Origin of the sequence: Ramlibacter sp. GCM10027632 (assembly GCF_042675325.1) — a bacterium.
In the GTDB taxonomy this organism is placed as follows: domain Bacteria; phylum Pseudomonadota; class Gammaproteobacteria; order Burkholderiales; family Burkholderiaceae_C; genus Ramlibacter.
In genome coordinates this window covers 20,264-35,995 of the sequence record NZ_JBHTGW010000010.1, presented here as the reverse complement: position 1 = coordinate 35,995, position 15,732 = coordinate 20,264, and the positions used below count along the sequence as shown (strand labels likewise).

General features: G+C 71.8%; 5 protein-coding genes. 4 read left to right on the top strand and 1 reads right to left on the bottom strand.

The window, feature by feature from the left end; genetic code table 11:
• The first annotated feature begins 108 nt into the window (after positions 1–108).
• Entirely contained in the window at positions 109–9,870 is a 9,762-nt protein-coding gene (locus ACFQZY_RS15190) for a tandem-95 repeat protein (RefSeq protein WP_377417313.1), read from the top strand.
• Between the two features lie 137 nt (positions 9,871–10,007).
• Entirely contained in the window at positions 10,008–10,973 is a 966-nt protein-coding gene (locus ACFQZY_RS15185; protein ID WP_377417311.1) for a Tim44 domain-containing protein, read from the top strand.
• A 37-nt stretch (positions 10,974–11,010) separates the two neighbouring features.
• Here ACFQZY_RS15185 and ACFQZY_RS15180 read toward each other — a convergent pair whose 3' ends face one another.
• Positions 11,011–11,322 (bottom strand): hypothetical protein, encoded by a 312-nt coding sequence (locus ACFQZY_RS15180; protein WP_377417309.1) that lies wholly within the window; start codon positions 11,320–11,322, stop codon positions 11,011–11,013.
• Positions 11,323–11,510: 188 nt separating this feature from the next.
• Between ACFQZY_RS15180 and secA the strand changes: the two genes are divergently transcribed.
• On the top strand, positions 11,511–14,267 hold the full coding sequence (secA, locus tag ACFQZY_RS15175) for a preprotein translocase subunit SecA (RefSeq protein ID WP_377417307.1): 2,757 nt from the start codon (positions 11,511–11,513) through the stop codon (positions 14,265–14,267).
• 167 nt (positions 14,268–14,434) lie between these two features.
• The gene (gene cqsA, locus ACFQZY_RS15170) at positions 14,435–15,718 is read left to right on the top strand and encodes an alpha-hydroxyketone-type quorum-sensing autoinducer synthase (RefSeq protein ID WP_377417305.1); all 1,284 of its coding nucleotides are present in this window, start codon (positions 14,435–14,437) and stop codon (positions 15,716–15,718) included.
• Positions 15,719–15,732 lie beyond the last annotated feature (14 nt).

Sequence of the window (15,732 nt, the reverse complement as noted above, 5' to 3'; positions counted from 1 at the left end):
CCACTTCCGTTCTGAGAAAATTCCGAACGTTCTAGATCTTTTGGGCCGCGCCTGCGGGTCGCGTCCCGCGGCCCCTGGGCGGCCCGTTCCGAATTGCCCAGGATGCCGATGTCCCTCCGCTTCACGCCCGCCCGCCCCTCCGAACTGCTGATCGCCGACGGGCTCGCCACGGAACTGGATCCCCTGCTCCACGAGGCCCGCCTGCCCGCCCTGGCCCTGGGCCACGCCGCCGACCCCTTGCAGGCCCTGACCTGCGCGCTGGCCGGCGAGACGCTGAACACCCTGCACCTGGTGGCCCACGGCGCCCGCGGCGGCCTGTCGATCGCCGGGCACTGGATCGACCGCGAGGCCCTGGAGCGCGGCGCGCACCTGCTGGCGCACTGGCGCGTGCGGCGCATCGCCCTGTGGGCCTGCGACGTCGGCCTGGACACGGCCTGGACCGCCACCCTCGCGCGCCTGACCGGCGCCGAGGTCTGGGCCGCCGGCCGCCCCCTGGGCCGCGACCCGCGCACCGGCCGCAGCCACTGGCGCCTGGCCGGCGGCCGCGGCCAGGCCCCGGCCCTGCCGTTCCACCCCCGCGTGGCGCAGGCCTGGCCGCACCAGCTGGTCACCCTCCAGGTCCAGGGCCTCTACCGGGCCACCGCCAGCGGCGCGCCCGACGGCTTCTTCGGCGAGGAGACCAGCAGCGTCACGATCAACACCACGGCGGTGTCCACCACACGGGTCACCTTTTCGCAGGCCGGCGTGCAGTTCTCGGGCAACAACGTGCTGGGCACGGTGTCGTACGAGGCTAATGGCGTCACCACCACCTTCACCGGGCTGGCGAGCCGGCCGATCAAGGTCGGCGGCGTGGTCAAGGGCTTCTACGTCTGGCTGGACAACGACGGCAGCGGCGCCGGCACGAGCGGCGACACCGCCTTCATCCTGAGCCTGGACAACAGCTACTTCAGCGGGAACGCCGCCATCGGCAGCAGCTCGGACCGCGTCGACAGCTCGATGAACAGCGTGCTTCCGGTGAACAGCGCGCCGGTGGGCGTGAACGACAGCGCCATCCTGAACGAGGACGCCTCGGCCGCCGGCAACGTGCTGGCCAATGACACCGATGCCAATGGCGACACGCTCAGCGTCACCGCCTTCACCATCGGCGGCACCAGCGGCAGCCTGGGGCAGGCCACCGCCATCCCCGGCGTCGGCAGCTTCACGCTCGCCGCCACCGGGGCCTACACCTTCACGCCCGTGTCCAACTACGCCGGCACCGTGCCGCTGGTGAAGTACACGCTGTCCGACGGCAACGGCGGCACCGCCACGGCCAGCCTGAGCCTGTCGATCACCCCGGTGAACGACGCGCCGACGTCGACCCACGACAGCGTCACCACCCGTGAGGACACGGCCATCGTCCTCGGCCTGGGCGACTTCGGCAGCTACGCGGACGCCGAGTCCACGCCGCTGGCCAAGGTGAAGGTCACCAGCCTGCCCGGCGCCGGCAGCCTCCAGTACAACAGCAGCGGCAGCACCTGGGCCCCGGTCACCGCCGGCCAGGAGATCACCGCCGCCGACATCGCCGCCGGCAAGCTGCGCTTCACACCGGCAGCCGAGGCCCACGGCTCGCCCTACACCTCGCTGCAGTTCCAGGTGAGCGACGGCGCGGCCTACGGCGCAGGCACCTACACGCTCACGGTGAACGTGACGCCGGTGAACGACGCGCCCACCGGCTCGAACGACACCCTGACCCTCGCCGAGGACGCGATCGCGGTACTGGGCCTCGGTGACTTCGGCACCTTCACCGACATCGACGGCGACCCGCTGGCCTCGGTGCAGGTCACCAGCCTGCCGGCTGCCGGCGCGCTGCAATACAACAGCGGCGGCACCTGGGGCGCGGTCACCCTGAACCAGTCCATCACCGCGGCGGACATCGCGGCCGGCAAGCTGCGCTTCGTGCCGGCGGCCGATGCCAGCGGCTCGCCCTATGCGAGCGTGGGCTACACGGTGAGCGACGGCACGGCCACGAGCGCCGCGAGCTACACGCTGGCCATCACCGCCACGCCGGCGAATGACGCGCCCATCGCCGTCGCCGACTACAACAGCGCGCGAGAGAGCACCACCGCCACCTCCGGCTTCGTGTCGACCGGCTACAACGCCACCGGCAACGTCCTGGCCAACGACACCGACCCGGACACGGGCGACACCAGGAGCATCGTCGGCATCACGGCCAATGCGTCGGCCAGCGCGGGCACCGTGGCGGTCACCGCCGGCAGCGCGAAGCTGATCTTCCGCGGGGACAGCGGCTTCACCTCCGTCAACGGCGGCGAAGAGGCCTACGTCAAGCTGTCCACCGACGCGGCGGGCGACAACTACCGGGGCCTCTACTACTACAACGGCAGCAGCTACTCGCTGGTCTCTGTCCACACGCGGACCACCACGGGCAGCGACTCCGAGATCGTCCTCAACTACACGCCCACGCACTACGCCAACGGGGGCAGCTACGTCGCGATCAGCAACCTCGCGACTTTCCTCACGACGAACGCGTCCGTCCTGTTCGAGAACTCCAGCTCGGCGACGGAGAACGCCTCCGGCGGCAAGACCGCCACCGTCAGCAACACCACCAGCAGCGGCTACACCGACCTGACCGGCCTGAGCGCGGTCGCCGGCAGCATCACCGCCGGCATGACGGTCTCGGGGCCGGGCACCACCGCCGGCATGACGGTCAGCTCGGTGACGTACACCAACGGCGTCATCACCGCGGTGCGGGTGGGCGGGGAGTTCTCGGTCGCCACCGGCGGCGCCTACACGTTCAGTTCCACCGTCACCGCGGGCCAGACCTTCACCGGCACGCACGGCACCCTCACGCTGGGGGCCAACGGCAGCTACACCTACACGCCCACCACCGACAACGCCAGGCTGGCGTCTGGCCAGTCCGCCGTCGAGGTGTTCAGCTACACGATGCAGGACAGCACGGGCGCGCAGAGTTCGTCCACCCTGAACATCACCGTGTATGGCGCCGGCAGCAACGACCCGGTGGCCGCGGCCGACACCGGCGCCGCCACCGAAGCCGGCACGTCGGCGGGGGCGAACGCCAGCGGCAACCTCCTGTCCAACGACAAGGAAACGGCGGCGGCGACCGGCCCCGGAACCACCACCCTCGTCGCCGGCGCGCGCCTGTCGGGGGCCGCCGCCGACACCGCCATCGGCACCAGCACCACGGTCGCCGGCAGGTACGGCACGCTGACCCTTTCGAGCAACGGGGCCTACTCGTACGCGCCGAACGACAGCCTGCCCGCCGTCAACGCGCTGGGCGCGGGCCAGAGCCTGACCGATACCTTCCAGTACCGGATCACCAACGCGCCCACCTCCTCGGGTTCGTCGATCGCGACGCTGACCATCACCCTGAACGGCGCCAACGACGCGCCCACCACCACCGACGACGCGGCCACCACCTCCGAGGACACGTCCCTGGTGCTGTCTGCCCCGGACTTCGGCAGCTACGCCGACGCCGAGGGCACGGCCCTGGCCTCGGTCAAGATCACCTCGCTGCCCGCCGCCGGCGCGCTGCAGTACAACAGCACCGGCACCACCTGGGTCGCGGTCACGGCCAACCAGGTCATCACCGCCGCCGACCTCGCCGCCGGCAAGCTGCGCTTCGTGCCGGTGGCCGATGCCCACGGCTCGCCCTATGCCACGGTGGGCTTCCAGGTCGGCGACGGCACCGCCTTCAGCGCCACCTCCACGCTGACCCTGAACGTGCTGTCGGTCAACGACGCGCCGGTCAACACCCTCCCGGCCAACCCCGGCACGCCCGACTACGCGACGCTGTCCCTCACCGGCCTGTCGGTCGCCGACGTGGACAACAACCTCGCCAGCAGCGGCACGGTCACCCTGAGCGTGGCCCACGGCACGCTGTCGGCCACCGCCAGCGGCGGCATCACCGTGAGCGGCACCGGCACCCCGGCCGACCCGCTGGTGCTTTCCGGCGCCAGCAGCGCGGCCCTCAACACGGTGCTGGGCACGCTGGCCTACCGGGCCACGGCGGGGTTCTCGGGCGCCGACTCGCTGCGCATCACCACCGTCGACGCCGGCGGCCTGTCGGACACCGATGTCCTGGGCCTCACCGTCACCCCCGACAGCCGCGCCCTCACTGTCACCGGTACCACGGCCAACGAGGCCTCGCCCTACGTCTTCTTCCAGGTCGGCGGCGCGACCGGCCAGCGCGTGGCCCTGTCGCTCTCCGGCCTCACCGCCACCGCCGGCGCGGACTTCGCGCCCGCCCTCGAGTGGTGGGACGGCGCGCAGTGGCAGGCCTACACCGCCGGCAGCTATGCCACCCTGCCGGCCGCGACGCTGCAGGTGCGCGTCGCCCTCATGCAGGACGGCGCCTCCGAAGGCAGCGAGACCCTGCGCCTGACCGCCGCCAACGTCGCGGGCACCGCCTTCACCGGCGACAGCAGCATCGTCGACGACGGTGCCGGCACGGTCTACGCCGGCACCCTCACCAGCGGCGTGCCGGACACCAGCACCAGCAACCTCGACGACGACCGCGCGCTCACGGTGAGCAGCATCACGGTGAACGAGGCCTCGCCTTACGCGGTGTTCCAGGTCGGCGGCGCGGCGGGCCAGGTGCTCACGCTGGCCGTGGTCGGCGGCACCGCCACGCCCACCAGCGACTACGACGCCGCCAGCCTGCAGGTGCTGGTGAACGGCGCGTGGGTGGCCTACGGCACCGCGGCCACGATCCCCGCCGGCGGCACGCTGCTGGCGCGCGTGGCGCTGGCCAACGACAACCCGGCGGCCTATGAGGGGCCCGAGACTTTCGGCCTGCGCGCCACCAACGGCAGCGGCGTGCCCACCACGGGCACGGCGACGATCGTGGACGACGGCACCGGCTCGGTCTACGACGCCACCACCGGCGCGGTGGACGGCGCCGCGGCCAAGGACAACGACCTCTCGGTGAGCGTCGTCGCGCATGGCCCTGTGAACGAGGCCTCGACCCACGCGATGTTCACCGTCACCGCGACGCCGGGCGAGAACCTGGCGCTGTCGCTGGCGGGCGCCGGCGCCGCCCAGGCCACGGTGGCGGGCTTCACGATGGCGTTCTCGTACGACGGCGCCACGTGGACGACCTACAGCAGCGCGGTGCAGCCCAACGTGCCGGGCAACGGCAAGGTCTACGTGCGCGTGGACATCACCCCCGAGCACGACACCAACAACGAGGCGGACGAGGGCTTCTCGCTCACGGCGTCCACGGCCACCGGCGCAGGCGCAGCCGGCAGCGCCACCAGCACCATCGTCGACGACGGTAACGGCACGATCTACACGGGTGGGGTGACGGCGGGCTCCCCTGTGGCCGACACCACCACGGTGCTGGACCAGGACACCTCGGTCTCGACCACGGTGAACGACCTCACGGTCAACGAAGCCTCGTCCTTCGCGATCTTCACCGTCACCGGCGCGCCGGGCGGCACCGTCACCCTGTCGCTGCTCGAAGGCAGCGGCAGCAACTCGGCGGACCTGGCGGCGCAGACACTGAAGGTGTGGAACGCCACCACCAGTGCCTGGGACGACTACACCACCTCGGCGACGTTGCCCGCCGTGAGCGGCACCCTCTACGTGCGGGTGGCCACCGCGCAAGAACAGGACACGACGTACGAAGGCGCCGAACCCTTCCAGCTGGTGGTCACGCCGGGCAACGGCGGCAGCGCAGTCACCGGCACGGCCACGATCAGGGACGACGGCGCCGGCACGATCTACGCCGGCACCATCACCAATGGCGCGCCCGACGCCAGCACCAGCAACCTGGACGACGACCGCGCCGTCACGGTGAACAGCATCACGGTGAACGAGGCCTCGCCCTATGCCGTGTTCGAGGTCGGCGGCGCAGCGGGCCAGGTGGTGACCCTCTCGATGGTGGCTGGCTCGGCCACTTCCACCAGCGACTACGACGCGTCGAGCCTGCAGGTGCTGGTGAACGGCGCGTGGGTTTCCTATGGCGCCTCCGCCACCATTCCCGCCGGCGGCACGCTGCTGGCGCGGGTGGCGCTGGCCAACGACAACCCGGCGGTGTACGAGGGCCCCGAGACCTTCGGCCTGCGCGCCGCCAATGGTGGCGGCACGGCCGCCACCGGTACGGCGACGATCGTGGACGGCGGCACCGGCAGCATCTACCCGGACAACACCACGGGCGCGGCCGACGCCGGCGCGGTGAAGGACGACGACCGCACGCTGTCCGTCAACCCGATCACGGTCAACGAGGCCTCGGACTACGCGGTCTTCACCGTCAGCGGCACGGCCGGCCGCGTGGTGAGCCTGGCGCTGCTGGAAGGCAGCGGCAGCAACACGGCGGACCTGGCGGCGCAGACGCTGAAGGTCTGGAACGCGACCAGCAGCACGTGGGACGACTACGCCACGTCCATCACGCTGCCTGCGGGCGGCACGCTGTACGTGCGCGTGGCCATCGGGCAGGAGCAGGACGCCAGCTACGAGGGCAGCGAGCCCTTCCAGCTGCAGGTCACGCCCGTCGGCGGCGGCTCGGCGGTGCTGGGCACGGCGACGATCAAGGACGACGGCACGGGCGTCCGCTACCCCGGCACCTTCACCAGCGGCACCCTCGATACCAGCACCGCCAGCCTCGACGACGACCGCACCGCCGGCGTGAGCTCGGCCACCGTCAACGAGGCCTCCCCCTGGGCCGTGTGGACCGTCACCGGCAACCCTGGCTCCAGCATCGCGCTCACCGTGTCGGGCACGTCCACCGGCGGCGGCGTCGACCGCGGTCCCGCGCTGCAGGTCTCCCTGGACGGCGGCGTGAACTGGGCCGACTACAGCGCCGGCAGCCCGCCCCGGATGCCCGCGGGTGGCAGCCTCCTGGTGCGCACCCCGGTGGTCGAGGACACGGTCAGCGACAACGGCGAGACCATCGTCCTCACCGCCACGCCCTCGGGCGGCACCGCCGCCTCCGGCACCATCACCATCGACGACGCCGGCGCGGGCCAGATCCACAACCCTGACGGCACGACCAACGCCAACCTGACCCGCACCGACGACCGGCCCACGGTCAGCGTGAGCCACGTCACCGTCAGCGAGGCGCAGCCGTATGCCGTGGTGTCGGTGTCGCTGTCCAACGCCAGCGACACGAACGTGAGCTTCGCGCCCACCTTGTCCAGCGGCACCGCCACCGTCGGCACCGACACCGGCGGCACGCTGCAGTGGTACGACGGCGCGAACTGGGTGGCGGTGGCCACCAGCACGCCCACCATCACCGCCGGCCAGCTCTCCCTGCAGCTGCGGGTGGCGCTGGCGCAGGACAACCTGTCCAACGAAGGGACCGAGGCCTTCCGGGTCGTGACCGGCGCCGTCACCGGCGGCGTGCGCAATGGCGCGGGCGCCTCGGGCACGGTGTCCATCACCGATGTCGCCTCGCTCACCGACCCGGTGATCACCGACGTCACCGAGACCCCCGCCGACCCGACGCCCTACGACCTGCTCACCGCCGACACCACCCAGGTGGTCACGCTGCGCGGCGAGGCGAACTGCACGGTCAGCCTGTTCCTGCGCGATGGCCAAGGCAACCTCACCGCCGTCAACGCCAGCCAGTTCACCGCCACCGAGGCCGGCGGCATCTACACGCTGGACTTCGGCAGCCACCCGCTGGTGGCCGGTGACTACGTGGCCCGCCTCTCACGCGGCGGCTACACCAGCAACCTGTCCAACGCCTTCACCATCGACAGCACGCCTGGCCTGTACGACATCACCAGCCGGCGCGAGAACGTGAAGATCGACGCCACCACCACCGTCACCCGCGGCGCGGTTGGCGGCATGGACCAGAACCGCCTGCCCACGTTCTGGAACGGCACCGACTGGCTGGACTCCGACGGCGAGAAGATCCGCTTCTCGTTCGACACCATCGCCACCTTCTCGCAAAGCGCGGTGCCCGCCGGCACCACGGTCACCAGGACCGTGGCCTCGGGCTCCACGCTGGCCCTGAACACGCAGACCGGCGCCTACAGCTACACGCCGGCGGCGAGCGCCACCATCGACCAGTTCTTCCTCAAGGCCTCGGACGGCGGCCACGGCGCCTCGCTCACGCTGACGTTCGACGCCCGCGACACGCTGGACCGCGACGGCATCGGCGCCAGCGTCGAGACGCGCCTGGCCGCCAATGCCAACACCGCCGGCGGCGTGCAGGGCGACCTCAACGGCGACGGCATCGCCGACGCCAACCAGAACGCCGTGACCACCCTGGCCTGGACCACGGTGGACCAGTTCAACGCCGCCATCGCCGGCACGCTGACCGACTTCACCAGGGTGATGTCGGTGGCCGTGATGCAGTCCACCCCGGGCAGCGCCGTCGACGACAGCGCCCAGCTCAGTGACGTGAAGGTGCTGGCCCCCACCAGCGCCGCCACCGGCGGCTCGAAGCCCGCCGGCGCCGCCTGGGACCCGATCCAGTTCACCATCGAGCCGCTGCAAAGCATGGGTCTGGTGGACGCCGACCCGGCGCGCGCCGGCACCCAGGTGCGCGTGGTGCTGGACATCTCGCGCGCCCAGGTGGCCGCGGGCACCTTCACCGGCTACCAGAAGTACGTCAGCGCCGGCGCGCTCGCGGGCAACCTGGTGGACCTGGAGGGCCGCCCCATCACCTCGGCCGGCTGGTACGACTTCACCCAGCGCACGCCCGGCGGCGACGGCGCGCGCTTCATCACCAGCGGCGGCATCGTCACCGCCATCGAGCTCACGCTGACCGACAACGCCTTCGGCGACAACGACCTGGCCGTCGGCCGCATCGTCGACCCGGGCGTGCCCACCAGCGGCAGCAGCAGCGGCGGCACGGTCGACACCAGCCCGCCGGTGATCACCGGCCCCTCGGGCGGCCCCGGTGCAGCCGCCAGCGCGAAGTCGGTCCCGGAGAACGCGCGGCCGGTCGCCACCTTCACCGCCAACGAGGCCGTGGCCTGGAGCCTGGCCGGCGGCAACGACGCCGGGCTGTTCACGCTCGACGCCGCCAGCGGCGCGCTGGCCTTCACCGCCGCGCCCGACTACGAGCTGCCGCGCGACGCCAACGGCAACAACATCCACGAGCTGCAGGTGCGCGCCACCGACGCCGCCGGCAATGCCAGCGTGCAGTCGGTGCTCGTCACCGTCACCGACCTCGACGAGGTCGCACCGCGCATCACCGGCCCCTCGGGCGGTGCGGGCGCGGCCAGCAGCGCGAAGACGGTGCCGGAGAACACCCTGCCGGTGGCCACCTTCGCCGCCGACGAGGCCGCGACCTGGGGCCTGGCCGGCGGCGCCGACGCCGCCCTGTTCCGCCTCGACCCCGCCACCGGCGCGCTGCGCTTCGCCGCCGCGCCCGACTACGAGCTGCCGCAGGACGCCAACCGCGACAACCTCTACGACCTGGTGGTGCGCGCGGCCGACGCCGCCGGCAATGCCAGCCTGCAGTCCGTGCGGGTCACCGTGGCCGACGTGAACGAGACCCCCGCCAAGCTCGTCTACGGCGCGCTGCTGCCCAATGGCGACCGTACCCTGTCCCTTGCCGTGACGCCCGGCGCGCAGCCGGCCTTCGCCACCACCGACCGCGTCGGCAGCGACACGTTGCCCCTGGCGGCCTGGCGCAACGCGCTGACCGGGGACTGGTTCTACGCCCCCGCCGGCCAGGCCATGCCCTACGCCTGCTACGTGGCCGCCGCCGACCCCGGCCTGGGCCGCGTGCTGGCTCCGGGGCAGGGCGCTTTCGACGTGCACCTGTACCTGCGCGCCGACGGCCTCACGCAGGAGATGAGCCAGGCGGCGGCGCAGCAGTTGGGACTGCTGTCGCAGGGCTACGTGGACCAGGGGGCGTTGTTCGCCTCCGTGGCCCTGGTGGGCGTGGCTGCCTGAGGTCCGCGTCCTGTCCGGCGCGGGCATTCCTGACTCTTCTGTTTTTTCTGATCCATCGCCAGTCTCTGTCTTCTTTTTTCGATGCGTGAAATGGGTTACGTTGCAGGGTCCATGTGTTTGAAAAGGAGACAGGTCACATGAAGAAAGCCCTCACCATCCTGGCCGTCGCGCTGTCGGTCGGCCTGACTGCGTTCGACGCCGAGGCCGCGCGCCGGCTCGGCGGCGGCAAGTCCAGCGGAATGCAGCGCGAGTCGGTCACGGCGCCGGCGCGCAGCCAGCCGGCCTCGCCCGCACCCACCACGCCCCAGTCGCAGCCCGCCACGGCCGGGGCTGCGGCCCCTGCGGCGGCGACGGCCGCCACCGCCGCCGCCGCGCCCGCCAAGCGCAGCTGGCTCGGCCCGGTCGCCGGCCTCGCCGCCGGCCTGGGCCTGGCGGCGCTGGCCTCGCACTTCGGCTTCGCCGAGGAGCTTGCCAGCTTCATGCTGATCGGCCTGCTGGTGCTGGCCGTGCTGGTGGTCGTCGGCCTCGTCATGCGCCGCCGCGCCGCGGGCGCGACGCCGGCTCTCGCCGCTTCGGGCGCGGGCGCGGGTGCGGGCGGCGGCCACGCCGGCTCGCCGCTGTCGATGCAGCGCACCGCCGAGCCCGCGGGCCAGCGCACCGGCAGCCTGATCGGTTCGGGCATCGGTTCGGGCATCGGCTCCGGCCTCGGCGCCCCGGCGCCGGCCGGCGTCATCCCGGCCGATTTCGACGTGGCGGGTTTCACCCGCGCCGCCCAGGCGAACTTCACCGCCCTGCAGGAAGCCAACGACGCCCGTGACCTGGTCCGCCTGCGCGAGTACCTCACGCCGGAGATGTTCGAGGTCGTGAAGGCCGACCTGGCCGACCGCGGCGACGCGCCCCAGCGCACCGAGGTCTTCGGCCTGGCCGCGCAGGTGCTGGCCGTGGTGGAGGAGGGTGACCGCTACGTGGCCAGCGTGCGCTTCACCGGCAGCATCCGCCACGAGGCCGGCGCCGCGCCGGAGGACCTGGACGAGACCTGGCACCTGGTCAAGGCGCGCAACGGCGCCGGTGGCTGGGTGGTGGCGGGTATCCAGCAGGCCTGAGGAGGCGCGAAGGGCGGGCCGGCCGGCAAGCTGCCGGTCAGGCCTGCACCTTCAGCCGGATCGTCTGCACGTCCCACCCCCGCTGCCGCAGCCGGGCGGCCAGCGCCGGCAGCAGCTGCCGCAGCTTGGCGGCGGCCGCGTTGCCCCGCACCAGCAGGCACCAGCCGCTGCCCTCGATCGGCCCGGCCTGGACCACCGCGCGCAGCGGCGGCGGGATCAGCGGCTCCACCGCCTTGAGCCGCTCGCCCGATTCCCGCGCCAGCGCCGCCAGCCCCGCCAGCGTGGGCGAGGATTCGGCCGCCTGCAGCAGGGTGACAGGCTGGTGGATCCGGTGGCGTTCGGGGTACATCGGCAGGGGCAGGGCGGGACTCGCCCGATTATCCCGGAAGGGCTTGCCAGCCGGTCCGGGCCGCCGCGTACCCGTGGGTAAAATCGTTGGTTTGTTCGGCGCGCCCGCGCGCCCGACGCCTTCCCGTGCATAACCCGTAAAGGATTGCGCGCCCCGCCGGCACCGCCGGCGAGGGACGCGCCGCGTTCATGAAGAACTTCCTGACCCAGATCTTCGGCTCCCGCAACGACCGGCTGCTCAAGCAGTACCGCAAGACGGTGGACCGCATCAACGCCCTGGAGCCGGTGTTCGAAAAGCTCGACGACGCGGCCCTGCGCGCCAAGACCCAGGAGTTCCGCGACCGCCTGGCCAAGGGCGAGACGCTCGACGCCCTGCTGCCCGAGGCCTTCGCCGTGGTCCGCGAGGGCTCCAAGCGCGTCATGAAGATGCGCCACTTCGACGTGCAGATGCTCGGCGCCATGGCGCTGCACAACGGCAAGATCTCCGAAATGCGCACCGGCGAGGGCAAGACCCTCACCGCCACGCTGGCCGTCTACCTCAACGCGCTGCCCGGCAAGGGCGTCCACGTGGTCACGGTGAACGACTACCTGGCCAACCGCGACGCCACCTGGATGGGCCGGCTCTACAACTTCCTGGGCCTGTCGGTGGGCGTGAACCTGCCGCAGATGCCGCGCGAGCAGAAGCAGGAAGCCTACCGCTGCGACATCACCTACGGCACCAACAACGAATACGGCTTCGACTACCTGCGTGACAACATGGTCTACGAGCAGGCCGACCGCGTGCAGCGGGGCCTGAACTACGCCATCGTCGACGAGGTGGACTCGATCCTGATCGACGAGGCCCGCACCCCGCTGATCATCAGCGGCCAGGCCGAGGACCAGACCGAGCTGTACATCGCCATCGACCGCCTGATCCCGCGCCTGGAGCGCCAGGAGGGCGAGGCCGACCCGCGCACCGGCGAAGGCGTGACCAAGCCGGGCGACTTCACCGTCGACGAGAAGAGCCGGCAGGTGTACCTGACCGAGCGCGGCCACGAGACCGCCGAGCGCGTGCTCGCCGAGAACGGCCTGCTGGCCGAGGGCGCCTCGCTCTACGACCCGGCCAACATCACGCTGATGCACCACGTGTACGCGGGCCTGCGCGCGCACCACCTGTACTTCCGCGACCAGCACTACGTGGTGCAGGCGGGCGAGGGCGGCCAGCGCGAGATCGTGATCGTCGACGAGTTCACCGGCCGCCTGATGGCCGGCCGGCGCTGGAGCGACGGCCTGCACCAGGCGGTGGAGGCCAAGGAGGGCGTGCCGATCCAGCCCGAGAACCAGACCCTGGCCTCGATCACCTTCCAGAACTATTTCCGCCTGTACGCCAAGCTCGCCGGCATGACCGGCACGGCCGACACCGAGGCCTACGAGTTCCAGGAGATCTACGGCCTGGAGACCGTGGTCATCCCGCCGAACCGCGTGAGCAAGCGCGAGGACCAGCTCGATCGCGTCTACAAGACCACCAAGGAAAAGTACGACGCCGCCATCGCCGACATCCGCGAGTGCTACGAGCGCGGCCAGCCGGTGCTGGTGGGCACCAGCTCGATCGAGAACTCCGAGATCATCTCCCAGCTGCTGGACAAGGCGAAGCTGCCGCACCAGGTGCTCAACGCCAAGCAGCACGCCCGCGAGGCCGACATCGTGGCCCAGGCCGGCCGCCCGAAGATGATCACCATCGCCACCAACATGGCGGGCCGCGGCACCGACATCGTGCTGGGCGGCAACGTGGAGAAGGCCATCGAGGCCATCGAGGCCGACGAATCGCTGGACGCCGCCGCCAAGGCCGCGCGCATCGAGGAACTGCGCGCCCAGTGGAAGAAGGACCACGAGCTGGTCACCTCGCTGGGCGGCCTGCGCATCATCGCCACCGAGCGCCATGAGTCGCGCCGCATCGACAACCAGCTGCGGGGCCGCTCCGGCCGCCAGGGCGACCCGGGCTCTTCGCGCTTCTACCTGGGCCTCGACGACCCGCTGATGCGCATCTTCGCGGGCGACCGCGTGCGCGCCATCATGGACCGCCTCAAGATGCCCGAGGGCGAGGCCATCGAAGCCGGCATCGTCACCCGCAGCATCGAGAGCGCGCAGCGCAAGGTCGAGGCCCGCAACTTCGACATCCGCAAGCAGCTGCTGGAGTACGACGACGTCGCCAACGACCAGCGCAAGGTGATCTACCAGCAGCGCAACGACATCCTCGACGCGCAGGACCTGGAGGCCCAGATCACCGCCCTGCGCGAGGGCTGCTTCACCGACCTGGTGCGCCAGTTCGTCCCCGCCGAGTCCGTCGAGGAGCAGTGGGACCTGGCCGGCCTGGAGAAGACCCTGGCCGAGGACTGGGGCGTGCAGGTCTCGCTGCAGGACAAGGTCAAGGAATCCGCCTCCATCACCGACGAGGAGATCCTCGAGGCGGTGGTCGCCGCCGCCCACGCCGCCTTCGCGGCCAAGCTGGCGCAGATCGGCGCGCAGAACTTCACCCAGTTCGAGCGCGTGGTCCTGCTGCAGAGCCTGGACACCCACTGGCGCGAGCACCTGGCCGCGCTGGACTACCTGCGCCAGGGCATCCACCTGCGCGGCTACGCGCAGAAGCAGCCCAAGCAGGAGTACAAGCGCGAGGCCTTCGAGCTGTTCGGCCAGCTGCTGGATTCGGTGAAGAACGAGGTCACCCGCGTGCTCATGACCGTGCGCGTGCAGTCCGGCGAGCAGCTCGACCAGGCTGCCGAGGCCCTGGAGGAGCGTGCCGAGCACATCGCCAACGTGACCTACACCGCGCCCACCGAGACCGGCGAGGCGCAGACCACGCTGGACGAGAGCACCGCCCGCGCCCCGGTGGCCCATGTCGGCCGCAACGACCCCTGCCCCTGCGGCAGCGGCAAGAAGTACAAGCACTGCCACGGCAAGCTGGCCTGAGGCCGGGATCCATGGGCCCCGGGGGCCCGTTGGTCCGGCCCTCGTGCCGGTAGCAAAAATCCGCCAATCTTTTTGTAACTTGACCTGTCAGGCCTGACAGGTTGTCGCGGGCACCTGCGGCCCGGGGTTTCTCCAATGGAAGGGTGTTCTTCCAGCGGAGGTTCCCCATGGACTGCGTGATCGACCCGGCGGCTGGCGTGGCCGCGCCCGTTTCCCCTTCCCACCCCGCGGCCGGCAGCCGGCCCGCGTCCACCGGCGCGCCGCTGTCGGCCGCCTTGCGCGAGCGCCTGGCGCGCGACTTCCATGACCGCTTCCACCGCGAGTGGGGCGGGCGGTTCTTCACGCATGGGCGCGTGCCCGGGCCGGACGCGATCCGCCTCGACGGCAACGACTACCTCTCGGTGGTGGACCATCCCGAGATCGTGCAGGCGCAGCTCCAGGCCCTCGCGCATGCGCGCAGCGCGGTGGTGCAATCGAGCATCTTCCAGTTCGGCGACACGCCGGCCGGCCGCTTCGAGCGGGACATGGCCGACTGGCTGGGCGCCGAGGACAGCTTCCTGTGCCAGTCGGGCTATGCCGCCAACCTCGGCCTGCTGCAGATCCTGGCCGACCCCGGCTCGCCGGTGTACCTGGACATGATGGCCCACATGTCGCTGTGGGAGGGCGTGCGCGCCTCGGGCGCCGTGGCCCATGGCTTCCGCCACAACGACCCGGCCCACCTGCGCAAGCTGATGGCCCAGCACGGGCCTGGCGTGGTGGTGGTGGACACCGTCTACAGCGCCACCGGCGCGCTGTGCCGCCTCGCCGAGGTGGTGGAGGCGGCCGAGGCCGGCGGCTCGATGGTGGTGGCCGACGAGTCCCATGCCCTGGGCACGCACGGGCCGCAGGGGCGCGGGCTGTGCGCGCACCTGGGGCTCACGCACCGGGTCCACTTCATCACCGCCAGCCTGGCCAAGTCCTTCGCTGGGCGCGCCGGCATCTTCACCCTGCCGCGCGAGCTGCGCGACTACCTCGCGGTGCACAGCTTCCCGTTCATCTTCAGCTCCAGCCTGCTGCCCCATGAGGTGGCCGGCCTGCACGCCACGCTGCACGTGATCCGGCGCAGCGATGCCGCGCGCGCCGCGCTGACGCGGCACACCGCGCGCCTGCGCGGCACGCTGGCGGGCCTGGGCTACCCGATCGCCCAGGGCAGCGAGCAGATCATCGCGCTGGAGGCCGGCACCGAGGTCGCCACCCTGGCCCTGCGCGACGCGCTGGAGGCGCGCGGCGTGTTCGGCGCGGTCTTCATCTCGCCGGCCACCAGCCGCAACCGCGCGCTGGTGCGCCTCACCCTGAACGCCGGCCTCACCGAGGCGGAGGTCGCGCAGGTCGAGGCGGTGGCGGCCGAGATCGCGCCGCTCGTGCGGCCCTGGGACTGGGCGGCGGCGCGGCGCCAGCGCGTGGCAGCCTGAACGCGGCCCTCCGG